The organism is Bacillus sp. LH1 (assembly GCF_057924895.1).
This window is the reverse complement of record NZ_CM175007.1, coordinates 3,639,477-3,661,001: the sequence shown is the minus strand read 5'-3', so window position 1 is coordinate 3,661,001 and position 21,525 is coordinate 3,639,477. Positions and strand designations below refer to the sequence as shown.

General features: G+C 33.2%; 22 protein-coding genes. 16 read left to right on the top strand and 6 right to left on the bottom strand.

Annotated elements, in window-relative coordinates:
* Positions 1-186 precede the first annotated feature (186 nt).
* The 4 genes from pdxR to ACX9TM_RS18885 are packed head-to-tail and all read left to right on the top strand — an operon-like array spanning position 187 to position 3,151.
* Positions 187-1,620: a MocR-like pyridoxine biosynthesis transcription factor PdxR gene (pdxR, locus tag ACX9TM_RS18900; RefSeq protein WP_065382508.1), complete on the top strand. Its 1,434-nt coding sequence runs from the start codon at positions 187-189 to the stop codon at positions 1,618-1,620.
* A gap of 33 nt (positions 1,621-1,653) precedes the next feature.
* A complete protein-coding gene (locus ACX9TM_RS18895) occupies positions 1,654-2,010 on the top strand; it encodes a CidA/LrgA family holin-like protein (RefSeq protein WP_000878488.1) in 357 nt (118 codons plus the stop codon).
* A 23-nt stretch (positions 2,011-2,033) separates the two neighbouring features.
* Entirely contained in the window at positions 2,034-2,705 is a 672-nt protein-coding gene (locus ACX9TM_RS18890; protein WP_000242940.1) for an LrgB family protein, read from the top strand.
* A gap of 20 nt (positions 2,706-2,725) precedes the next feature.
* Complete coding sequence (locus ACX9TM_RS18885; protein WP_000214634.1) at positions 2,726-3,151, top strand: YfmQ family protein; 426 nt, start codon at positions 2,726-2,728, stop codon at positions 3,149-3,151.
* Positions 3,152-3,173: 22 nt separating this feature from the next.
* On the opposite strand, the gene ACX9TM_RS18880 is transcribed toward ACX9TM_RS18885, so the two are convergent.
* Together ACX9TM_RS18880 and ACX9TM_RS18875 are read right to left on the bottom strand one after the other, a co-directional pair.
* Entirely contained in the window at positions 3,174-3,575 is a 402-nt protein-coding gene (locus tag ACX9TM_RS18880) for a CBO0543 family protein (RefSeq protein WP_139256951.1), read from the bottom strand.
* Complete coding sequence (locus tag ACX9TM_RS18875) at positions 3,550-4,728, bottom strand: DUF2515 domain-containing protein (protein WP_000376159.1); 1,179 nt, start codon at positions 4,726-4,728, stop codon at positions 3,550-3,552. Before ACX9TM_RS18875 ends, ACX9TM_RS18880 begins: the two co-directional genes overlap by 26 nt.
* A gap of 302 nt (positions 4,729-5,030) precedes the next feature.
* Between ACX9TM_RS18875 and ACX9TM_RS18870 the strand changes: the two genes are divergently transcribed.
* The 4 genes from ACX9TM_RS18870 to murG are packed head-to-tail and all read left to right on the top strand — an operon-like array spanning position 5,031 to position 8,385.
* Positions 5,031-6,017 carry a UDP-N-acetylglucosamine 4,6-dehydratase family protein gene (locus tag ACX9TM_RS18870; RefSeq protein ID WP_000932614.1) on the top strand — a complete coding sequence of 329 codons (987 nt, stop codon included), beginning with the start codon at positions 5,031-5,033 and terminating at the stop codon, positions 6,015-6,017.
* Entirely contained in the window at positions 6,014-6,925 is a 912-nt protein-coding gene (locus ACX9TM_RS18865) for an SDR family oxidoreductase (RefSeq protein ID WP_000739080.1), read from the top strand. The genes ACX9TM_RS18870 and ACX9TM_RS18865 overlap by 4 nt, the downstream gene beginning before the upstream one ends.
* Positions 6,922-7,272, top strand: coding sequence for a DUF6572 domain-containing protein (locus tag ACX9TM_RS18860; protein ID WP_002164458.1), 351 nt, complete (start codon positions 6,922-6,924; stop codon positions 7,270-7,272). The genes ACX9TM_RS18865 and ACX9TM_RS18860 overlap by 4 nt, the downstream gene beginning before the upstream one ends.
* Positions 7,273-7,320: 48 nt before the next feature.
* Entirely contained in the window at positions 7,321-8,385 is a 1,065-nt protein-coding gene (gene murG, locus ACX9TM_RS18855; RefSeq protein ID WP_000047551.1) for an undecaprenyldiphospho-muramoylpentapeptide beta-N-acetylglucosaminyltransferase, read from the top strand.
* A gap of 79 nt (positions 8,386-8,464) precedes the next feature.
* On the opposite strand, the gene ACX9TM_RS18850 is transcribed toward murG, so the two are convergent.
* The gene (locus tag ACX9TM_RS18850) at positions 8,465-11,185 is read right to left on the bottom strand and encodes a sensor domain-containing protein (RefSeq protein WP_000773561.1); all 2,721 of its coding nucleotides are present in this window, start codon (positions 11,183-11,185) and stop codon (positions 8,465-8,467) included.
* Between the two features lie 407 nt (positions 11,186-11,592).
* Here ACX9TM_RS18850 and ACX9TM_RS18845 point away from each other — a divergent pair, with 407 nt between their 5' ends.
* The 4 genes from ACX9TM_RS18845 to pepT all read left to right on the top strand — a co-directional run bounded on the left by ACX9TM_RS18845 (position 11,593) and on the right by pepT (position 15,230).
* Positions 11,593-12,408 (top strand): alpha/beta fold hydrolase, encoded by an 816-nt coding sequence (locus ACX9TM_RS18845; protein ID WP_000640334.1) that lies wholly within the window; start codon positions 11,593-11,595, stop codon positions 12,406-12,408.
* Positions 12,409-12,546: 138 nt separating this feature from the next.
* Complete coding sequence (locus ACX9TM_RS18840; RefSeq protein WP_065382185.1) at positions 12,547-13,122, top strand: histidine phosphatase family protein; 576 nt, start codon at positions 12,547-12,549, stop codon at positions 13,120-13,122.
* Between the two features lie 321 nt (positions 13,123-13,443).
* A complete protein-coding gene (locus ACX9TM_RS18835) occupies positions 13,444-13,761 on the top strand; it encodes a hypothetical protein (protein WP_065212063.1) in 318 nt (105 codons plus the stop codon).
* 236 nt (positions 13,762-13,997) lie between these two features.
* Complete coding sequence (gene pepT / locus ACX9TM_RS18830; RefSeq protein WP_002164459.1) at positions 13,998-15,230, top strand: peptidase T; 1,233 nt, start codon at positions 13,998-14,000, stop codon at positions 15,228-15,230.
* 38 nt (positions 15,231-15,268) lie between these two features.
* Here the strand turns inward: pepT and ACX9TM_RS18825 are convergent, their stop codons facing one another.
* Genes ACX9TM_RS18825 through ACX9TM_RS18815 form a run of 3 tightly spaced genes read right to left on the bottom strand, consistent with a single transcriptional unit; the run spans position 15,269 to position 17,284 of the window.
* On the bottom strand, positions 15,269-16,180 hold the full coding sequence (locus tag ACX9TM_RS18825) for a DNA-3-methyladenine glycosylase 2 (protein ID WP_065212062.1): 912 nt from the start codon (positions 16,178-16,180) through the stop codon (positions 15,269-15,271).
* Entirely contained in the window at positions 16,177-16,707 is a 531-nt protein-coding gene (locus ACX9TM_RS18820; protein WP_001089842.1) for a methylated-DNA--[protein]-cysteine S-methyltransferase, read from the bottom strand. Before ACX9TM_RS18820 ends, ACX9TM_RS18825 begins: the two co-directional genes overlap by 4 nt.
* The gene (locus ACX9TM_RS18815) at positions 16,688-17,284 is read right to left on the bottom strand and encodes a bifunctional transcriptional activator/DNA repair enzyme AdaA (RefSeq protein ID WP_000551322.1); all 597 of its coding nucleotides are present in this window, start codon (positions 17,282-17,284) and stop codon (positions 16,688-16,690) included. The genes ACX9TM_RS18820 and ACX9TM_RS18815 overlap by 20 nt, the downstream gene beginning before the upstream one ends.
* A gap of 153 nt (positions 17,285-17,437) precedes the next feature.
* Here ACX9TM_RS18815 and ACX9TM_RS18810 point away from each other — a divergent pair, with 153 nt between their 5' ends.
* The 4 genes from ACX9TM_RS18810 (at position 17,438) to ACX9TM_RS18795 (ending at position 21,514) form a co-directional block, all read left to right on the top strand.
* Positions 17,438-18,196, top strand: coding sequence for an exodeoxyribonuclease III (locus tag ACX9TM_RS18810; protein WP_000767620.1), 759 nt, complete (start codon positions 17,438-17,440; stop codon positions 18,194-18,196).
* A 302-nt stretch (positions 18,197-18,498) separates the two neighbouring features.
* Positions 18,499-19,464: an iron-hydroxamate ABC transporter substrate-binding protein gene (locus ACX9TM_RS18805; protein ID WP_001035506.1), complete on the top strand. Its 966-nt coding sequence runs from the start codon at positions 18,499-18,501 to the stop codon at positions 19,462-19,464.
* 27 nt (positions 19,465-19,491) lie between these two features.
* A complete protein-coding gene (locus ACX9TM_RS18800; protein ID WP_001173042.1) occupies positions 19,492-20,499 on the top strand; it encodes a FecCD family ABC transporter permease in 1,008 nt (335 codons plus the stop codon).
* Entirely contained in the window at positions 20,492-21,514 is a 1,023-nt protein-coding gene (locus tag ACX9TM_RS18795; protein WP_000920450.1) for a FecCD family ABC transporter permease, read from the top strand. The genes ACX9TM_RS18800 and ACX9TM_RS18795 overlap by 8 nt, the downstream gene beginning before the upstream one ends.
* The last annotated feature ends 11 nt before the right edge of the window (positions 21,515-21,525 follow it).

Below are 21,525 nucleotides of genomic sequence, written 5' to 3'. Positions count from 1 at the left end.
TAGTTTGTAAAAGAACTGAAATGAGAGTATGAAGTTGGAATTTCAGAAGCTATTGAGTAATCAGAAAGAGAACCATTTTGGATATATCCATTTACGGATAAGAAAATGTGACTAATTAATACTATTTTTACGGTGAATACTGTTAGTGAAAAATGAGGATAGTTCGTTTTGAAAGGAGGAAACTAGATGGAATGGAAACCAAATCGTGCAGATAAGACACCTGTATATAAACAAATTGCGGATTATATTGAAAGAGGCATTTCTTCAGGTGAATTTCCTTCTGATAGTAAGTTACCTTCTGAGCGTATGTTAGCAAAGGAATTACAGGTGAACCGGAGTACAATAGTAGCTGCGTATGAAGAATTAAAATCACTTGGAGTAGTAGAACGGCAAAAGGGAAGCGGAACACGGGTCAATACAGACATATGGGGTGTCTCACATAAACGAATACCGAACTGGGGTAGGTACGTGGAGGATGGATCGTTCTTACCTAACGTACCACTCGTTCAACAAATTCGAATGGAAACACAAAAAGATGATTTAATTAATTTAGCAAGCGGTGAACTGTCACCAGAATTAATTCCAAGTGATAGATTTCGAACAATTTTGTCGGAGAAAACATTTATGGAAAACCTCGGTTATGATCATCCACTTGGAAATGAGATGTTGAGAAAAACAATTGCAGCACATGTTCAGCAATATAAACAAATTGAAGCAGATTCAAGCTCTATTCTTATTACGTCAGGAGCACAACAGGCGCTTAATCTTATCGTTCAATGTTTATTAAAACCTGGTGATGCGATCGCGATTGAAGATCCTTCTTATTGTTTTTCGCTTCCAATGTTTAAATCGGCCGGTTTGAACATATTTCATTTACCTGTTGATGAGCATGGAATGAATCCAGATGACTTAATCGATTTGCACAAAAAGCATCGCATTCGTATGGTGTTTTTGAATCCAGATTATCAGAATCCGACGGGGACTGTGCTTTCATTAGCGAGACGTAAAAAAATTTTAGAACTGTCTTCTGAGTTCGGTATACCAATTGTAGAAGATGATCCGTATAGTTTAATCTCTTTTAATGGAGAAGTGAACCCGACATTAAAATCAATGGACCAAAATGGAAATGTTCTTTATATAAGTTCATTATCAAAAATTGTTGCATCAGGATTACGTATTGGATGGATAATTGGTCCTACACGTGTAATTGAGCGTTTAGCAGATGCAAAGCAACAAGTTGATTTTGGCCATAGTGTATTTACGCAGTGGGTAGCAAATCAATTTTTAGAATCAAAGGATTTCCATAAACATATTACGATACTTCGTGGACAATTGAAGCAAAGAAGAGATGTATTAATTGCAGAGCTTGAAGGAACATTGGGAGACCGAGTTGAATGTTTCGTGCCAGAGGGTGGAATACATGTATGGTGTAAAGTGAAAGGAAAGTTTGATGAATATCACTTATTAGGTGAATCTATACAGAATGGTGTCGCATTTGTTCCGGGCAGTGTTTTAGGTTCGAAAAATGAATATATACGATTTACGTTTGGTAGAGCGAATATAGAACAAATTCAACTTGGAATTAAACGGTTTGCCGACACGCTAAATGAGATTTCATAATATGGATGTGTGATAGTGAAATGAGGGAAAGAAATGAAGTACGTGACGCTTTTACTTCAAGTAGGCGTGCTATATGTATTTAGCCTAGTGGGTACGTGGATTCAAGGAGTATTCCATCTATCAATGCCAGGAAGTTTAATAGGGATGTTAATACTGTTCCTGCTCCTTTCCACTCGCGTTTTACCGTTAAAATGGTTTGAGTTGGGTGCGGAAAAGTTAATCGTATTTTTACCGTTATTTTTAATCCCTTCGACAACAGGGCTCATGGAATACGGGTCTTTTCTTTTCAGTAAGGAGAGTATTATATTCCTTTTAGTAGTTGCAAGTACTGTAGTAACTTTGATTGTTTCAGGGTATATAAGTCAATTATTAATAACAACAAAAAAATAAAATCGACAAGGTGCACGATTCAAATGGTCTTAATTATTATTACTGTAGCAATTTATTTCTTGGCGACAAAGCTATATAAAAAATTTACGTTTGCATTTACGTTACCGGTGTTAACAGTTACGGCAATTATGATTTGTTTATTTTTCATTTTTGGTATTTCTCATCATGAGTATAGGGAAAATGGAGGAGACATTCTTTCAAGCTTATTGAGCCCTGCAATTGTAGCATTAGCCATACCTCTATTTAAAGAGCGAAAGATACTTATGAAAAATTTTTTATCGATACTTATTGGAGTAGTGATAGGTATAGTGGCTGTAACGAGTATGAATGTAGTGATTGGCGGAATTTTAAATATAGATAAGGAACTTATATTAACTACTTTACCACAGTTAGCAACGATGCCTATTGCCCTATCATTAGCGGATCAAATTGGTGGTATTCCATCTATGACTTCTAGTTTTGTAGTTGTTGCAGGAATAACAGGCGCTATGATCGGACCAACAGTACTTAAGTTTTTCAGTATAACAAGTACGATTGGAAAAGGAGTTGGAATGGGCTGTGCATCACATATTATCGGTGTGAGCCGTCTCGTGAAGGAAGGCGAGAAAGAGGCGACAATCGGTTCGGTAACGATGATTGTAACTGGAATACTCATTAGTATACTAATACCGTATGGAACGAAATTTATTTTTTAAATGTAATGGAGATGATAACAATGACAACATGGTTTATAGTTACATTATTTGTTTTTGGAGCTATTAAAGTATTAGTTTCTAGCATGCCCACTTCTGTTGTGGAATCAATTATTAGTAAATTTGAATTGCATCAAAAGCTTGAGGCGGAAAATACTTCTATATCGATAGATGGAAAAAATATAGAGGGAGAAATGAAACTACAAGTTATTCATGAATTTAATGAGGCTTTGTTTTTAGATAAACATTATTTCCCGCCGCACGGAGAAGGGACACCCATAGTCATTGATACGAAGAAAGGGAATAAAGAGATTAGATTTTCGCTATATAGCTATGAAGAACATGTTGATGTCATTAAGCAATATAAGAAGAAAGTCGTTGCCTATCGTTTACGCTCTAAAAGCCTTCAAACATTGGCACCATTAGCAATAACGGAAGAGTATGCTTAAGAAGGGACCTATAATGGTCTCTTTATTTTTTTATCCAATTATATACGTTCCAAATAAAAGAATGAAAAATCATATAACCAAATAAAGAATATGTATGGTTCCAATTCGCGTTATGTACAAATAAACCTAAACTTTCAGCAATCTGTTCAAAAAGGCTAGCACAAATACCGATTGAAATAATAAATAAAATTCTAGAAACGTTAGATAATTTTTTTGAAATGTGTATAAAGATAACTGTTAAAATTGGCAGTATGAACAATGTAAAAGCTATATTAACCGAAAATGTGGATGAGAAGGGCCTAGCCGGAAAGGAATATATTTGTTTATGAACAAAAAAGGCATCTAAGCAAGTTCCAATAATAGAAGAGAGAAAGATTGTAACTACTAATGCTAGAAACTCATTCTTCTTCTCGGAGGAGGACATTTTTCTTTGCGAGAATGGCGAGTTCAATTTTTTCGAGTGTTTTGCAGTAGTCTTCTGTAATTTGTCCATTTATATTTTCCTCCTTATCAACTAAGTAATTTACAACTTGCCAATCGGTAAACCAATCTTCACTGTCAACTTCTTCATGCTTCATATCTCGCCATGCATAGATGAGTGCAGGGCTGTATATGCGATAAGCGCCATTTCGTAACTGGCATTTCTTTATTCGGCGCTTATAAAACTCACGGGAAAAAGATTCATTTACACTTGAAAATAAATGGGGCCAGTAATCTTTCCTTGATCCTGTATGTGGATGGTGTTGAGCCCAGCTTATTATTTGAGATAAAACATGTGTATCTCGAAATAATAATGAGTACAATCTTTTTCCAATTAATATCCGTTCATGTAAGGAAGTGAAATGTTTCATTGTATCACCAAATAGTAATACTTTTTGTTTCTTATCATTTTCGTAGAATGGGAAAAGAATATGATTAAACTGAAAGAAATCAAAGAGTTTAAATCCAATACTATTTAGTACAGTCTTTTTAAATTGTACATTTTGAATCACTCTTTTTTCTAAGTAGTTTTGTTCATTAATAATAGTGGCAATCGCTAAAGTTTTTTTGTTACCTGTTTTCCAAAAATGGTGCCACATCGTTTCCATAAATGTAGAAACATTTAGGTGAGGGAGAAGGTGAAATAACTTTTGTGATCTCTTTACACTTTGTTCGTAAAGTAAAAATTGAGGGTATACATCTTGGAAAATAAGCCAATTCCCTTTTTCTAAAAAAGAAAAAAATATGAATTGATCTTTCTCTGATAAAATTCTCGTATATAAATCCCCCTTTAAATCAGTCATATTCCAACCGCCGTTACGTGATACCATATGTCCAAGCAGTGCCCAATGTATTTCTGGATATTGAATGTAAAATTGGTAGTATGCGCGTGTTCTTGTAACATTATTTTTATTTAGCTGTTCTGTTTGTATTTTTATTTTGTTGATGATGAGTTGCTCTTCTTTCGTTAATTTATACATGGTATCAGAAGGAATAAGTTTGCTTTTTTGTTTTAATTCATTTTTTACGTCGAATAGGGAGAGAGGCAGTGCTTTGGAAGGTCCGTTATATGTATGATTTGAATTGCTTCGGTCCATTCCGTTACCTCCCTTTTTCATAAATTTAAACATGATTATTGGCTATGAATCATTCTATTTATTTTATTACGAGTATAAGAAATAAATGAGCGGTGTTTTTTTACAAGGAATTTATTTATCATGCAAACAGTATGGAAAATCTTACTGTTGTGAGGTGAAATGAAAAACAGAAACTAAGTTTAATAGTTTCTGTTTTTTTATTTTGTCAATTAAATGTAACAAACGACGATTATGATTTGAATCAATTGAAAATAATTCAATAAATATTATTTAAATTGAGATGTTTCGTAGGAGGAAAAGGAATGTTAAATAAAATAATTTTAATTACTGGTGGTACAGGTTCGTGGGGGCATGAACTTATAAAACAACTATTAGAAAAATCACCGAAAGAAATTAGAGTTTTTTCAAGAAATGAAACGGTTCAGTTTGAAATGCAGCAACAGTTTATAAATGATCATAGGCTAAAATTTATTATTGGAGATATTCGTGATAAAGATCAACTAGTCTATGCATGCCAAGGTGTACATTATGTATTCCATCTTGCAGCTTTAAAACACGTTCCAGTATGTGAGTATTATCCTTATGAAGCTATAAAAACTAACATACATGGTACGCAAAATGTAATTGAAGCCTCTACACAGATGCAAGTTGAAAAAGTTATATATGTTTCAACGGATAAAGCAGCTGATCCATCAAATACGTATGGGATGACAAAAGCAATTGGTGAAAAATTAATGGTTCATGCGAATATACAAACGAAGAAAACAAAATTCATTTGTGTTCGTGGTGGAAATGTTTTAGGAACGAGTGGAAGTGTAGTACCGCTTTTTAAACAACAAATTAAAAGATCTTCAGAAGTAGGGATTACCGATGCGAATATGACTAGATTTTTCTTAACAGTTGAAGATGCTGTTGGATTGTTATTTAAAGCCGTATATCAAGGTAGAGGCGGGGAAATCTTTGTTATGAAAATGCCGGCATGTAAAATAACAGATTTAGCGGAAATATTAATTGAAGATTCAAAAAAAGAAAATATTAAGGTGAAAGAGGTAGGGATAAGACCGGGTGAAAAATTAAGTGAAATGCTTCTATCTGAGGTAGAGAGTAAAACAAGTATAAGTTTTGATCAAAATTATTTTGTGGTACTACCGACGATTCCTATCGAAGGACTTCAAGAATATTATTCTAGCTATCCGCTAGTGGATGTGAAGAGTTTTAGTTCTCAACAAGATTTACTTGCAAAACATGAGGTGAAACAAATGCTATTAAAAGGAGGGTTTTTGCGATGAAAAAAAATGCGAGCCTTTTAATAACTGGTGCAAATGGTTTCACAGGCCGCCATGCTTGCCACTATTTTTTAGAGCAGGGCTTTCATGTAATTCCTATGTTTCAAAATCGTGCACATAGAGAAAAAATTAGAAATGGTATTACGTGTAATTTAACTAATAAGAGCGAAGTAATGAAGGTAATGAAACAAATAAAGCCAGACTACGTATTGCATTTAGCGGGAAGGAATTCGGTTATAGAATCTTGGACAGCTGCTCTTGAGTATATAGAGATTAATGTAATAGGAACGTTATATTTATTAGAAGCAATTAAGCAAGAAGCCTCGCATTGTAGAACATTAGTTATAGGATCTGCTTTGCAAGCAGATAGTATGAACGAAATGAAAATTTCAAATCCATATAGTTTAAGTAAAACGATGCAAGTCATTATTGCAGAGGCTTGGGGAGGATTAATGGATTCAAATATTATCATTGCAAAGCCCTCAAACTTAATTGGTCCAGGGGTATCGAATGGTATTTGTTCGATTCTCGCAAAGAAAATAATAGATATAGAATCAGGTAGAAGTAAGGCTATTATCGAAGTAAACAGTTTGAAAGATAGTAGAGATTTTCTAGATGTACGTGATGCGGTCAAAGCGTATCATGTGTTATTACGAGATGGAATAAGTGGAAAACAATATAATATCGGATCAGGAGTAAAACGATCTTTATTAGATGTACTAGAACAATATAAAGAATTAACACAGCTAAATTTTTTTATAGAGGAAACAGAGAAAAGTGGGAGCGACTCAAATGAGAGTTTAGCAACAGAGGAAATAAAAAATTTAGGTTGGATCCCAGAAATTGAATTTCATCAATCATTAAAAGATGTACTTGAGTATGCGAAGTGTAGTGACATCTGCATGCAATGAAAAACAAAAAAGGGTGTAAGAAATATATGAATGGTTATGAAGTAATAGATAATCAAAATACGCTATTTCTTTCAATTGTTGATACGCTGGACTGGAGAGATGAAGAAGCGCATGTATTGCTTATTTATGAGGCAATACATAAATATCAAGCGTATGTAGAAGAAAAAAGGGTTAATCGAATAAAGTCAGCATTAGAGACGGAAACTAGATATGTGATTCAAATCTTTGCTCAATACGAGTGTAGTGAGTATGGAAATGATTTTTATGAACTCATTAACGATCTTTTACAAGATATAGAGGTGGAGTTAAAGATTTATATAAAAAATAATAAGTTTATTTACATTTAAAAGGTAAAGAGAAAGCTAGATTTTTAATAATAAAGGTGGGTATAAGTTATGAGCAAAACGATTCTTTTTACTGGGGGCGGTACAGCCGGACACGTTATGATTAATATTGTATTAATTCCTAAATTTATAGAGAAAGGCTGGAGAGTCGAGTATATTGGATCCAAAAATGGAATTGAAAAATCATTAGTGCAAAATGTTAAATACAATAGTGTTTCAACGGGAAAGCTTAGGAGATATTGGGATTGGGATAATTTTAAAGATCCTTTTAAAATTATACGCGGTTGTTTACAAAGTTATAATTTAATTAAGAAAACAAAGCCTGACGTTATCTTTTCAGCAGGAGGATTTGTTTCAGTTCCTGTAGCTATAGGAGCATGGTTAAATCGTGTGCCTATAATTATACGTGAACCAGATAGCACATTAGGGCTTGCCAATAAAATAGCATTACCTTTTGCTACAAAGCTATGCACAACATTTCCTCAGACAGGAGAAAATGTAAGTAATGAGAAGAAGGTTTATGTAGGACCAATTGTAAGGGTAGAAATTGAGAAGGGTAACGTATTACGAGGAAGAAGATATTGTGAATTTCAGCAAGATAAACCAGTATTATTAATTATGGGTGGGAGTCAAGGTGCTAAGTGGATAAATGATATGGTAAGGGAATGTTTAGATACAATACTATTAAACTTTAATATTATTCATATATGTGGTAAAGGGAAGGTAGACCCATCTATTGGCATGGAGGGATATATGCAATTTGAATATATAGGCGACGAGTTGCCGCATATACTAAATATGGCAAGTGTTGTAGTTTCTAGAGCGGGTTCTACTGCTATTTCTGAATTGTTATTTTTGAAGAAACCGATGTTGCTTATCCCGTTAACTAACAGTTCCAGTAGGGGAGATCAAGTTTTAAATGCTGAATATTTTTCACGGCAAGGATATGCGGAAGTTATACTCCAAGACAGAGTAAGTACGAATACATTTATACATGCAGTAAATAAGTTGTATACAAATAAGGAGAAATATATTCAAAACATGAATGGATATAAGAAAACAAATGATGAGGGAATTCATCAAATAATAGATATAATAAATGAAGTGGTGAAGTAATAGAAATGTAAATAGAAAAACAAAAGGAAAGAAGGTATCTTCTTTCCTTTTTGCTATATTTGTTCTAATTAGTTATGTACTATGGGTGAATGCCGTTTTCTAATAGCTCAGTAAATGCATGAATATGAATAGGTTTACTGTAATAATAACCTTGAATAAACTGACATTTATTTTTTTGAAGGAAATTTACGTGCTCTTTCGTTTCTACACCTTCAGCAATGACAGACATTCCTAATGTATTTGCTAATGTGATGATCGTTTTAATAATTTCCATTCCATCATCACATGTTTCAGACATTGTAATAAATTCTCTCGGGATTTTTAACGTATCAATTGGATACAAAGGTAAGTAGGCTAGCGAAGAATAACCTGTACCAAAATCGTCGATAGAAATGTGAATCCCTAAACTTTTTAGTGTACGCAGTTTTATCAATGTTTCTCGCTCATCCATCATTGCAATTCGCTCTGTTAATTCAAGATCAAGAGAGCTTGCTGGTAAACCTGTATTTGTTAAAGTAGAAGAAATAGATTTTACAAAATCCTCTTGTTCAAATTCCTTAGCAGATAAATTTACACCTATTTTTAAATGTGAATATCCGAGTGCGTGCCAACGTTTCATTTGTTTACAAGCCTGCTCTAATGTCCATTTACCTATTGAAATAATTTGTAGTGTTTCTTCTGCAATCGGAATAAACTCGTATGGAGAAATAATACCTAATTCAGGATGATTCCACCTAATTAAAGCTTCTGCACCGATAATTTTATTAGATTCACTATCAACTTGAGGTTGATACAAAAGGAACAATTCTTCATTTTGTAGTGCGTTTGGTAAATCTTTTTCTAATCGCAATCGTCTTTCAATTTTTTTAGCGATTACATCGTCATAAATAGATACAGAGTTAAGTTCTTTTGCTTTTGCATCATACATTGCAACATTAGCGTTTTTCAGAAGTGTAGCGGTATCGATTCCGGAATGTGGATAAATAGCGATGCCGATACTCAGTGATAAAGTTAATTTATGCTCATGTATGATAAATGACTTTTTCATGCATTTAAATAATTGGTTACATAATTGGAATAAGTAATCTTCGTCAGTATAGTTTTCAATTATGATTGTAAATTCATCGCCACCGATTCTTGAAAGATGAGTATGTGATGGAAGACATGATTGGAAGCGCTTTGCTACTTCTTCTAATATGTAGTCTCCTGATGAATGTCCAAGTGTATCGTTAATTGCTTTAAAGCGATCTAAATCTAAATATAATAATGCAAACTCGCTTTCTGTTATTTCAGCATTTTTTATAACTCTCTTTAATTTCTTATGGAAAAAGGCACGGTTACCAATTTTCGTTACAGTGTCATGGAATGCTAAATATTTTATTTCTTCTTGCTGTTTTTTTAGTGCAGTAATATCTTTCACCATAATATAGCTTCCTGAAATTTGTCCGTCTATTATAATAGGAATGATTGTAACGTATAAAAAATAAGTAAAGCCATCTTTATATTGAGAACTAAGTTGTAAGGATGCCGATTCTTGTTGTTTCACTTTCTCTAACGCCAATGCTAGCTTATGCTTATCTTCATCTAAAATAATCGAAAAACAAGTTTCACCGAGTAACTCATCTGTTGGTGCTCCAAGTAGTACACTCCCAGCCTTATTTACATTTAAGAATATTCCATTTAAATCAATGGTGAAAATAGGGTCAGGATGATATTCATATAATGATTTGAATTTTTGTTGTTTTTGAGAAAGAGCCTCTGATTTATGAACTAAATCAGAAGTCCGTAAAGTAACTTTTTCTTCTAGTTGGGCATTAAATGCCTGCAAACGTTTTGTTAAGGAATTGTTTTGCATACGTACGATAGAATGACGAATGAGTACGAAAATAAAAGTAATACAATTTCCTGTAATGAGAGTTGAAGATGATGTTTGTTCTTTTAATGTAAACCCGATTAGTATTGCAACAGCAAGATAGGGAAATACAACTAAAGCTTTTTTTCCTATTATAGGGTTTACAAGGAAATAATTTCTATGGCTATTATGATCTTCTGAAATAGAGCCAGCTATTGCAATAAGTAATATAGGTATTCTATATAAAAGACGTAATAATATTATCGTTTCAGTTGATAAGTGGTTATTTAAGTAAAAATAAATATAGTTAAAAGTTGCAGAACTTATTAATACAAAAATAAAGATATAAATTTTCCGTTTGGAATTAAAAATTGTTGGACGGAAAAAGAGACTAACACCTAGCAGTAGAAATAATAAATCTGCAATTGGGTATAAAAATGAAAGGAAAACATCTCCTAGTGAAAGAGCGAATATATTTAAATTTGGTTGATTAAATAAATACCATTCTAATGTAAATATGGAAGTAAGCACTATGCATATATCACAAATAAAGAACGCTTTTTCCCATTTATTGCATTCCTTTAAGATTTTATAGCAGAAAGCGATAAGACAGAAAAATAGAAAAAACATGTAAAATACATCAGAAACCGTAAAACGATGTATTGGAATTTCGAAGAAGCTATCTTGATATGTATATACTATTTTCCCTAATAAAAAACTACCAATTGCTATTGTAATACATATCCAAAACGGATTTGAACTGACTTTTTTAGAATATATAGAGTAAATCAGTGATACAAATGTAATGGCTTCAACGACAAGTGAAGCGAAGCGTACATCTGAATTTGAAAAATGAGTAGGGAACAGATAGAAAAACATAAAATAGATTGAATAGCATATTAATGTTCCGATTAATATACATAATTGTAAATTTTTATTTAATTTCAATGAAATCACCTTCTTTAATTATGCACTATGTTCGTTATATCTATACATAATAATATTATTTAAGAATTGTATCAGATTTCCTTATAAAAATCATGTTTATAAGGAAAGTGTTAAAGAGTGTAAGTATTCTTAAGGTTGAAAAAATATTGCGGTTGATAGTATAGACTGTATCAAGACTTTAAATAGAAATTGTATATTTAGTCATCCTTTGAATTGTAAAGTTTTTTTAGTGATTTGTAAGTGGAGATGCAAAATTGCATATAAAATGATGAGTATCTTTTTTTGGTGAGCTTTTTACTTTTAATCTGAAGATTAATATTTGTGAAAATGTTGAGAAAAGATATAAAATAAGAACGTGTATTCTTACAGAGTGGAATAGTATTGCCACTAAATAGGGAGGCTTTTTTATGATATATCGAATTAAAGATGCAGAAATATACTATGAAATTGTGGGAGAGGGTAAACCGGTCATTATCATACATGGCTGCGCCCCTGACCATAGGTTAATGATGAAATGTATGGAATCAGTATTTCAGAAATATGAAGGTTATAAGCGAATATATATTGATTTACCTGGAATGGGAAAATCGAATGCTCCAAATTGGATAAATAGTTCAGATCGTATAGTAGAAGTGCTTATCACATTTATTGAGGAAATCATTTCTACTGAAAAATTTTTATTGGTAGGAGAATCATATGGAGGCTATTTAGCCAAAGGTATACTTGCAAAGATGTTTGAGAGAGTTAGCGGATTACTATTAGTATGTCCTGTTGTTGTAGCGGAGCCAGAAAAAAGGATTCTTCCAGATAAACAGGTAATTGTACAAGATGAGGAATTTTTAAATACGCTCACTTCCACAGAAAGAGAGGAGTTTTGTGAGTTAGCTGTAATAGCAAATGAATATACATATAAGCGATTTAAAGAAGAAATTAAGCCTGGGTTAGATGTTGCTAATTATGAATTTATTGAAAGGTTGCAAAAGAATTACTCTCTTACTATGGATTTTCAGCATGAAAAATATGAAAATCCCGTTCTTTTACTGACTGGAAGACAAGATATATCAGTAGGTTATCAAAATATTATAGAAATTATTGAAGAATATCCAAGGGCAACATTAGCAGTGTTAGATATGGCAGGGCATAATTTGCAAATTGAGCAGCCTGAATTATTTGAGAGTTTAGTAGGAGAATGGATTAGACGAACAAATCAGCACAGTTTATAAAGTATTTTAGTATTACCCCTAAGTGTTGAAATGGGATAAATGAACGTGATTTATTAACTTATCTTGCTATTTGCCGGGCAGCCCGATTAGTGAGGGCTGATTAAAGTTTCACTTTATAAAAAATTTTAAGGAGAAATTATGAGCACATATATTTATATGGTTAGACACGGTGAATCACCAAAACTAGAAGGAAATGAAAGAATGCGTGGATTAACTGAGAGGGGACATATGGATGCCCGTAGAGTAACTGACATATTAAAAGCGGAGAGGATTGATACTTTTATTTCCAGTCCTTATAATCGGGCTATGCTAACGATAGAGGAGTCAGCTAATTTCCATGAAAAAGAAATAGTAGTATATGAAAATCTTAAAGAGTGTATGTTTTCAAGTGAGGATCAGGTTATATCAGACAAAGAGGTGTATCCACTTGTACAGAAGATGTTCTCTAATCCGGACTTTGCACGAACGCAAGGAGAGTCATATGCAGATTGCCAGAGAAGAGTAGTGAAAGTATTAAAAGAAATCTTAATGGATTTTCGAGGATGCAAAATTGTAATTGGTACACATGGGCTTGTCATGACATTAATGATGAACTATTTTGATAAACAATATGGTTTTGAATTTTTAATGAATACGTCAAAACCGGATATATATAAGATGGAATTTAAAGAAGAACAATTAATGAATGTAGAGAGATTATGGAAAGCTGAATAAAATTAGTTGCATGGATTTTGTTGTAAAAGTTACTTTTATAGCAAAGTCTTTTTTTGAATAGAAAGCATCTTTATCAACTATTGTTAGAATGTTAAATAAATAAGTAATTATTCAGTCTTTGAATAAATTATGGAGAAATTGGTTTAGGGAAACAATTTTAAATGTGTCAAAATTCCAAACGTTGGATTTATATTCAATAGGAGAAAAAGATGTAGAATTTTGTCTTACAGTCCCCGTTTACTTTTCATTTCATTACATATAGGCTTTGTGGTGTAAGGGAGGACATTGCCTTTACGTAAAATCTATAAGGAGGTCATTGTAATGAAACAGATTAAAAAGTTTGCGGGAGTTGCTTTAGCGGGGACGATTGGATTAAGTGGATTACTGTTTTTAGAACCAAGTGTAAGCGTTGCGGAAGCACAGCAAGTGAAAGTAGAAAATTTCAATGCAATTGATGTAACGATGAATCTAAATGAATTGTATGTATTAAGTGGCAGAAGCATTGATATTCTTTCTGGAGATAAAGAAGCAATTCAGTTAAATAAATACACAATTAGTTTTAATAAACCTGGGAAGTATGTGATTAAAGTAAATGGCTGTATTTATGATGATGTATATACTTTTATTGTAAATGAGTAGTATATATTCTTAAATTGCGAGATAAAAACAGAAACACCCTATTTGCGATGAGAGTCGTAAATAGGGTGAATTTATTTGTATTAAGCTGTACTTTAAATATGTTCACTAATTTTCTTTTTGTTATGTAAAAGTGTTAACAATGTAAATGAAATATACATCTTCACAGTCAAAAAAGTTAAAATATTTCGTTTTAAGGATTATAATGGAGGGAGGAACATAAAAGGGAGTGAATGAACTTGAAACAAGAACTTATTGAAAGATTTACGAGATATGTAAAAATTGATACGCAATCAAATGAAGAAAGTCATACAGTACCAACAACACCAGGACAAATTGAGTTTGGTAAGTTATTAGTGGAAGAGCTAAAAGAAATTGGTTTAACAGAAGTAACGATGGATGATAATGGCTATGTAATGGCAACACTTCCAGCTAATACGGACAAGGATGTTCCTGTAATCGGATTTTTAGCCCATTTAGATACGGCAACAGACTTTACAGGGAAAAACGTCAAACCACAAATTCATGAAAATTTTGATGGTAATGCAATTACGTTAAATGAAGAGCTAAATGTTGTGTTAACACCAGAGCAGTTCCCGGAATTACCATCATATAAAGGACATACCATTATTACAACTGATGGTACAACACTTCTAGGAGCAGATGATAAAGCTGGTCTTACAGAAATTATGGTTGCAATGAACCATTTAATACATAATCCACAAATTAAGCACGGGAAAATAAGAGTAGCATTTACACCGGATGAAGAAATTGGTCGTGGGCCAGCGCATTTTGATGTAGAAGCGTTTGGTGCATCATTCGCTTATACGATGGATGGAGGTCCATTAGGTGGTTTAGAGTATGAAAGTTTTAATGCTGCAGGTGCTAAGTTAACGTTTAACGGAACGAATACACATCCTGGAACAGCAAAAAATAAAATGCGCAATGCTACTAAACTTGCTATGGAGTTTAATGGGTATTTACCAGTAGAAGATGCGCCAGAATATACAGAAGGCTATGAAGGATTCTATCATTTACTTTCTTTAAATGGTGATGTTGAGCAAAGTAAAGCATATTATATTATTCGAGACTTTGATCGTGAAAATTTTGAGGCACGTAAAAATAACGTTAAAAATATTGTGAAGACTATGCAAGAAAAATATGGCGAAGATGCAGTCGTTTTAGAAATGAATGATCAATACTATAACATGCTTGAAAAAATTGAACCGGTAAGAGAAATTGTTGATATTGCATATGAAGCAATGAAAAGTTTAGACATTGAACCAAATATTCATCCGATTCGCGGAGGCACAGATGGATCACAATTATCATATATGGGATTACCGACGCCGAATATTTTCACTGGTGGTGAAAACTATCACGGTAAATTTGAGTATGTTTCGGTAGATACTATGGAAAAAGCCGTTCAAGTTATTGTGGAAATTGCAAGACGTTTTGAGGAGCAAGCTTAAAAAAGAACCAAGTAGTACGAATGTGCTACTTGGTTCTTTTAATATAGTACTCGCCACAAATAAAAAGTCGCATAAGACTCCCAATTAGCCCAGTTTGCCGCGAAATCTTTTATTTCATTTTTTGTTGGTTTATTTTCGGAACCTGTTATAAATTTAATTGCATTATGCAGACCAACATCATCAATTGGAAAAGCCGAAGGAAATCTTAAACAACGCATTAAAACATAGTTGGCAGTCCATGGTCCTATACCATGGATAGCAGTTAATTGTTTCTCAGCAACCTTTACATCTTGTGTTTGCAGTAAATCCTCTTTTGATAATTTTCTCTCTGTAATAAGCTTCGCAATACCGATTAAATATTCACATTTTCTAGTCGTCATTTTTAATTGTTGAAGATTTTCTACATGTAGATTTGCAATTGTTTCAGGTGATGGGAATATCCAATGTTTTCTATCGTCCCATTCTACATAACTTCCAAATTGCTCAACTAATCTCCTTTTTAGTGTATAAGCATATGTTAAGTTAATTTGTTGACCGATAATTCCCCAGGAAAGTGCCTCAAATAAGTCTGGAATGCCTAAAGTACGAAGGCCATAATATTGTTCAATTGGTCCTTGAAGGAGTAAATCATGTTTAGCTAATGTATAAAATGGGGCTAAATCAGTAGTTAAATCAAACCATTCTTTTACATAGTTAACTACAGCTTCACGTATCGATTTTTCAGATGTATATGGTTCTTCTAAACAACGTATTTGAATATTCCCATCTGTATTCACACTAATTTCAACTAAAGGATTTACATCTTGAACAGGGATAACTTTATAAATTTTGTTATCTTCAATATGGAACATACATTCATTGTTAGAGCGTGATAGATAACGTAAATTTTCTTGGAAACAAAATTCTTTTGGAACTGCTATAGATAATACGCTATTATATTCTGCTGTCATATGAATTCCACCTGCAACTTTTCTAATGTAAGCAATTTTTTCTTCATTTCTAATCCACCCCTAAATCCGGTTAGTTTCCCATTCTTCCCAATAACGCGGTGACAAGGAATGGTAATAAGAAGAGGGTTAGCAGCAATAGCAGAAGCAACGGCGCGCACAGCTTTAGGTTTTTGAATTCTTTCAGCAATTTCTGTATAAGAATATGTCTTTCCATAAGGAATTTCACGTACCGTATTCCAAACAGATAATTGAAAATTAGTTCCATAAGCATCGATAGGAAATGTAAAAGTTTCTCGCTTGTTTTCTAAATACTCGATAACTTCTTGCGTATATATTTGCAAGTAACCTGGACTATGGGTCAATATATGTTGGGGCAGTTTTTTTCTAGCCCATATATTTAATTCTTCAAAGTTTTCGTCTTGTGATCCAATGAAACATAGTCCATTTTCAGTTGCAGCAATATGAAATCGCCAATTTTTATGTGTAAGTAGCGTCCAATATATATAATTATTTTTGTAGGAATTCATTATCGTATCCCTCTTTCATTTCGTTCTTTTTTCGATATTCAGTAGGAGTAAATCCGGTTTTCTTTTTAAATAAAGTTGCGAAATACTCTGGGTTTTCTATCCCGACAGCAGTACTAATTTCTTTAATAGATTGATTTGTGTGTAAAAGGTATTCGGTTGCTTTAAGAACCCTGAATTGTTGTATATATTCTATAGGAGTTAACCCTATTATTCTTTTGAAAGTACGTTGTAAATGAAAAGGGCTACCGTGACACATTTCCGCAAGCATGTCGAGAGTTAAGGATTCGTCATAATGCTTTTCGATATAGTCTTTAATTTGTTCTACCCACTCTTCATTAGGTAAAGTGATCCCATTTGGCTTACAACGTTTGCACGGGCGAAAGTTCTCACTTAATGCTTGCTCTGCATGATGAAAAATTCGTACATTGTTTCTATTCGGTATTCTTGATTTGCATGATGGTCTGCAAAAGATTCCAGTTGATTTCACAGCATAAAAGAATTTGCTATCATAGGAAGAATCATTATGAATAATTGCTTGCCAATACTCATTTGTTAATGTAACTCCTTCATTGTGCATAGAACATCACCTCTGAAATTAGTATAACCTGAATAAAGTGCGTATGTATGTATTCATAAATGTAAGAGCAAGATTACAAAGGTGAAAATATGATTGTTTTCTATTTTGTGATAGCATGAAATTTGGAAATAAACATCAAGAGGAGGACTATAAATGAAGTTAATTTCATGGAATGTAAATGGTTTGCGAGCTGTTATCGCAAAAGGTGGATTTTTGGAATATCTTGAGGAATCAAGTGCTGACATATTTTGTCTACAAGAGATTAAATTACAAGAAGGGCAAATTGATTTAAATTTAGAGGGATATTATACATACTGGAATTATGCTGTGAAAAAAGGATATTCAGGAACTGCTATTTTTTCGAAAAAAGAACCGCTTTCAGTTACATATGGTTTAGGCATTGAAGAGCATGATCAAGAAGGGCGACTTATTACTTTAGAATTCGAAGATTTTTACATGATAACGTTATATACACCAAATTCAAAACGTGGATTAGAACGATTAGATTACAGAATGAAATGGGAAGATGATTTCAGGTCCTATATCAAACGATTAGATGAGAAGAAACCAGTTATTTTTTGTGGAGACTTAAATGTTGCTCATAAAGAAATCGATTTGAAAAATCCGAAAAGTAATCGTGAAAATCCTGGATTCTCTGATGAGGAACGAGAGAAATTTTCATGTATTTTAGAAGAAGGATTTATTGATACATATCGTTACCTTTATCCTAATCAAGAAGGTGCATACTCGTGGTGGTCGTATCGTATGGGCGCGAGAGCGAAAAATATCGGATGGCGTTTAGATTATTTTGTTGTTTCGGAAAGAATGAAAGACCAAATAACAGAAGCGAAAATTAATAGTGAAGTAATGGGGTCAGACCATTGTCCAGTTGAATTACATATAAATTTCTAAAAAAAAGAAGTATCTCCCTAATATTAGGGAGATACTTCTTTTTTTAATTCAGTTTGTTAAAATTTTTCAAATCATTCTTGAAATAATTTCATATTAAATATATACTTAGTAACGATAATCATTATCAGTGAAAATGATTATCAAGTGATGAAGGCGTAAAAGAATTATAGTCTAGGGGAAGTGAACGGGAATGAGTTCTGGATAAAATTATTAATCTAATGAAATATATATATGGGACAAGGTTCATATAGTTAAATTTTATTGAGAATATAGTTTGAAAATTCGAGAGGAGACATATAAAGATGAACAAGAAATTATTTACTTTAGGGATGGTTACAGTTTTAAGTGTAGGTTTAGCGGCATGTAATAGTGCGGATAAAACTTCAGGCGAGCAAAAACAACAGACAAAAGCTACGGAAACGAAAAAAGATGAAAAACGAAAAATCACATATTTAGGTAAAGAGTATACAGTGCCAGCAAAAGTAGATAAAATTGCGACAGCTAGTTTAGAGTCAATGGAAGATGCGGCAGTACTTGGAATTAAACCAGTTGGTGCCATTACTGTAGGTGGTAAATTACCAAAATATCTTGAAAAAGAGTTAGAAGGTGCTAAATCTGTTGGTGAGAAAATGCAACCCAATTTCGAAACATTACTACAATTAAAACCAGATGTTATTACATCGAGTACGAAATTCCCAGCAGAAACAGCTGAAAAGTTTACGAAAGTAGCTCCTACATTCCCGGTATCACACGTTTCAACAAATTGGGAAGATAACTTAAAGTTAATGGGAGAATTAACTGGTAAAAAAGATAAAGCCGAAAAAATTATTAAGGATTACAATTCGGACGCTGAAAAAGCAAAAGCAAAACTAGGAGATAAGTTAAAAGATAAAAAAGTACTTGTCATAAGACTAAGAGCAAACGAATTATTCCTATATCCAGAAGGAGTATACTTCAATCCTGTAATTTATAAAGATCTTGGACTAACTGCTCCAGAACAATTGAAAACTGTAAAAGCACAAGAGAAAATTTCATTTGAAAAACTTGCTGAACTTAACCCAGATTATATTTTCTTACAATATGAGGCAAGTGAAAATAAAAACCCGAAAGTGTTAGAAGAAATTGAAAGTAATCCAATTTGGCAAAGTATGAATGCTGCGAAGGAAAAGAAAGTATTTGTAAATGTTGTAGATCCAATGGCACAAGGTGGTACAGCTTGGAGTAAAACAGCATTCTTAAAAGAAGCCGTGAAAAATTTATCTAAATAATACAATAAGTAAGGTGCGTTGAATGATATGCAGAAAACAAATGCAGTACCAGTAACTATATTATGTATAGCACCCATACTCATCTTATTTACAATTATACTTTCGATTTTGTATGGGGCAAAAAGTATTGACGCTGAAACAGTGTGGAACGCATTATTTCATTTTGATTCAAGCGATGTAAATCATAATATTATTATTACTTCACGTTTACCAAGGGTAGTTGCAGCTCTTTTAGTCGGAGCATTTCTAGCCATATCAGGAGCACTTATGCAGGGGATGACAAGAAACTATCTTGCATCCCCTTCTATTATGGGTGTGACGGATGGCGCTGCCTTTGTTATTACACTTAGCATGATTTTTCTTCCGGGAATGTCATCAATTGGTATGGTTGTATGTTCAATGATTGGTTCTGCACTAGGAGCCGGTATCGTGTTTGGTTTTGGTTCGCTCCTTCAAAATGGCTTATCACCAGTTAGGTTAGCGATTATAGGAACAGTTATTGGAACATTTTTAAGTAGTGTATCGGCTGCAATGGCTTCGTATTTCCAAATTTCTCAAAATGTTAGTTTTTGGTTTAATGCAAAGTTAGATCAAGTAGATCCTAATATCATTAAAATCACGATACCGTTTGGGATAATTGGAATAATTTTAGCATTGTTAATATCAAAATCTATTACCATTCTTTCATTAGGCGAAGAGGTTTCTATTAATTTAGGGCAACGTACAAAACTAGTTAAAGCGATGGCAATTTTATCGGTAATTTTCTTAACAGGAACAGCAGTTGCTTTAGTGGGGAAAGTTGGTTTTGTAGGTTTAATTATTCCGCACATTACGCGCTTTATAATTGGGGTAGATTATAAGTGGATTTTGCCATGTGCAGGTGTTATTGGTGGCGTTTTCTTAGCGTTATGTGACGTTTTGAGTAGATTTGTAAACTATCCATTTGAAACACCTATTGGAGTCGTTACCTCTTTAATTGGAATTCCTTTCTTCCTTTATTTAATCCGTACTAGAGGAGGAGAGAGACATGCTTAAAAGTTCAAGTCAACGTTTCGGAATGACGATGGGGATTATTATATTTTTAATACTATGTGCTATTTATATTAGTTTAACAAATGGTACGTTCGACATTACGATTACAGATGTATTTAAAACACTGTTTAGAATTGATCCAGTACCAGAACATGATTTAGTTATTTTTGAGTTTCGCCTTCCGCGCATCGTAATTGCTGGATTAGTAGGATTAGGCCTTGGTGTTGCGGGTGCCGTTATTCAAGGGATTACGAGAAATGGGTTGGCGGACCCAGGTATTTTAGGCGTAAATGCCGGAGCAGGAACAGCGATTGTCATTTTTATGTTTTTCTTTCAAGGGCAATTAAAAAGCACAGACTGGGTTTCTATTATGATGATGCCAATGTTTGGTTTAGTAGGCGGATTAGGTGCAGCTATCATCATTTATCTGTTTTCTTGGAAAAACGGTAAATTAGATTCGCAGCGACTTTTATTAACAGGGATTGCAATTGGATCAGGATTTGGAGCCTTTTCTATGTACTTATCACTCAAAATGAAGTCAACTGATTTTGAAATGGCCGCAGTGTGGGTGTCTGGAAGCATATATAGTGCAAACTGGAAGTATATTGTGGCTATGTTACCATGGCTTATTATCTTAATTCCGCTTATACAAAAGAAAGCTTATTTATTAGATTTATTTCAATTGGAAGAAACGAGTATTACAAGTTTAGGTGTTTCAGTAGAAAGAGAGAAATCGATTTTACTATTAAGTAGTATCGGGCTTGTGAGCGCATGTGTTGCTGTTTCAGGGAGTATCGGTTTTATTGGCTTAATGGCACCGCATATAGCGAAAAGGCTTGTCGGTATTCAACATAAGTATATAATTCCTACGTGCGGCGTAATCGGAATGTTTCTTGTAATTGCTTCAGACTTTATTGCGAAAACAGTTTTTACACCTGTAGAGCTACCAGTGGGAATCGTTATTTCTATTGTCGGTGTACCGTATTTCTTATATTTACTTTATAAGGCGAAAGCGTAAGAGGAGGAATA

Excerpts from the sequence above, each read along its gene's own strand:
- ACX9TM_RS18895 (WP_000878488.1), top strand. The coding sequence starts at position 1,654 with ATGAAGTACGTGACGCTTTTACTTCAAGTAGGCGTGCTATATGTATTT.
- ACX9TM_RS18840 (WP_065382185.1), top strand. The coding sequence starts at position 12,547 with ATGAGCACATATATTTATATGGTTAGACACGGTGAATCACCAAAACTA.
- ACX9TM_RS18875 (WP_000376159.1), bottom strand. The coding sequence starts at position 4,728 with ATGGACCGAAGCAATTCAAATCATACATATAACGGACCTTCCAAAGCA.
- ACX9TM_RS18815 (WP_000551322.1), bottom strand. The coding sequence starts at position 17,284 with ATGCACAATGAAGGAGTTACATTAACAAATGAGTATTGGCAAGCAATT.
- pdxR (WP_065382508.1), top strand. The coding sequence starts at position 187 with ATGGAATGGAAACCAAATCGTGCAGATAAGACACCTGTATATAAACAA.
- ACX9TM_RS18800 (WP_001173042.1), top strand. The coding sequence starts at position 19,492 with ATGCAGAAAACAAATGCAGTACCAGTAACTATATTATGTATAGCACCC.
- ACX9TM_RS18795 (WP_000920450.1), top strand. The coding sequence starts at position 20,492 with ATGCTTAAAAGTTCAAGTCAACGTTTCGGAATGACGATGGGGATTATT.
- ACX9TM_RS18870 (WP_000932614.1), top strand. The coding sequence starts at position 5,031 with ATGTTAAATAAAATAATTTTAATTACTGGTGGTACAGGTTCGTGGGGG.
- ACX9TM_RS18810 (WP_000767620.1), top strand. The coding sequence starts at position 17,438 with ATGAAGTTAATTTCATGGAATGTAAATGGTTTGCGAGCTGTTATCGCA.
- ACX9TM_RS18805 (WP_001035506.1), top strand. The coding sequence starts at position 18,499 with ATGAACAAGAAATTATTTACTTTAGGGATGGTTACAGTTTTAAGTGTA.
- murG (WP_000047551.1), top strand. The coding sequence starts at position 7,321 with ATGAGCAAAACGATTCTTTTTACTGGGGGCGGTACAGCCGGACACGTT.
- ACX9TM_RS18885 (WP_000214634.1), top strand. The coding sequence starts at position 2,726 with ATGACAACATGGTTTATAGTTACATTATTTGTTTTTGGAGCTATTAAA.
- ACX9TM_RS18825 (WP_065212062.1), bottom strand. The coding sequence starts at position 16,180 with ATGACAGCAGAATATAATAGCGTATTATCTATAGCAGTTCCAAAAGAA.
- ACX9TM_RS18845 (WP_000640334.1), top strand. The coding sequence starts at position 11,593 with ATGATATATCGAATTAAAGATGCAGAAATATACTATGAAATTGTGGGA.
- ACX9TM_RS18880 (WP_139256951.1), bottom strand. The coding sequence starts at position 3,575 with ATGTCCTCCTCCGAGAAGAAGAATGAGTTTCTAGCATTAGTAGTTACA.
- ACX9TM_RS18860 (WP_002164458.1), top strand. The coding sequence starts at position 6,922 with ATGAAAAACAAAAAAGGGTGTAAGAAATATATGAATGGTTATGAAGTA.
- ACX9TM_RS18890 (WP_000242940.1), top strand. The coding sequence starts at position 2,034 with ATGGTCTTAATTATTATTACTGTAGCAATTTATTTCTTGGCGACAAAG.
- ACX9TM_RS18820 (WP_001089842.1), bottom strand. The coding sequence starts at position 16,707 with ATGAATTCCTACAAAAATAATTATATATATTGGACGCTACTTACACAT.
- ACX9TM_RS18835 (WP_065212063.1), top strand. The coding sequence starts at position 13,444 with ATGAAACAGATTAAAAAGTTTGCGGGAGTTGCTTTAGCGGGGACGATT.
- ACX9TM_RS18865 (WP_000739080.1), top strand. The coding sequence starts at position 6,014 with ATGAAAAAAAATGCGAGCCTTTTAATAACTGGTGCAAATGGTTTCACA.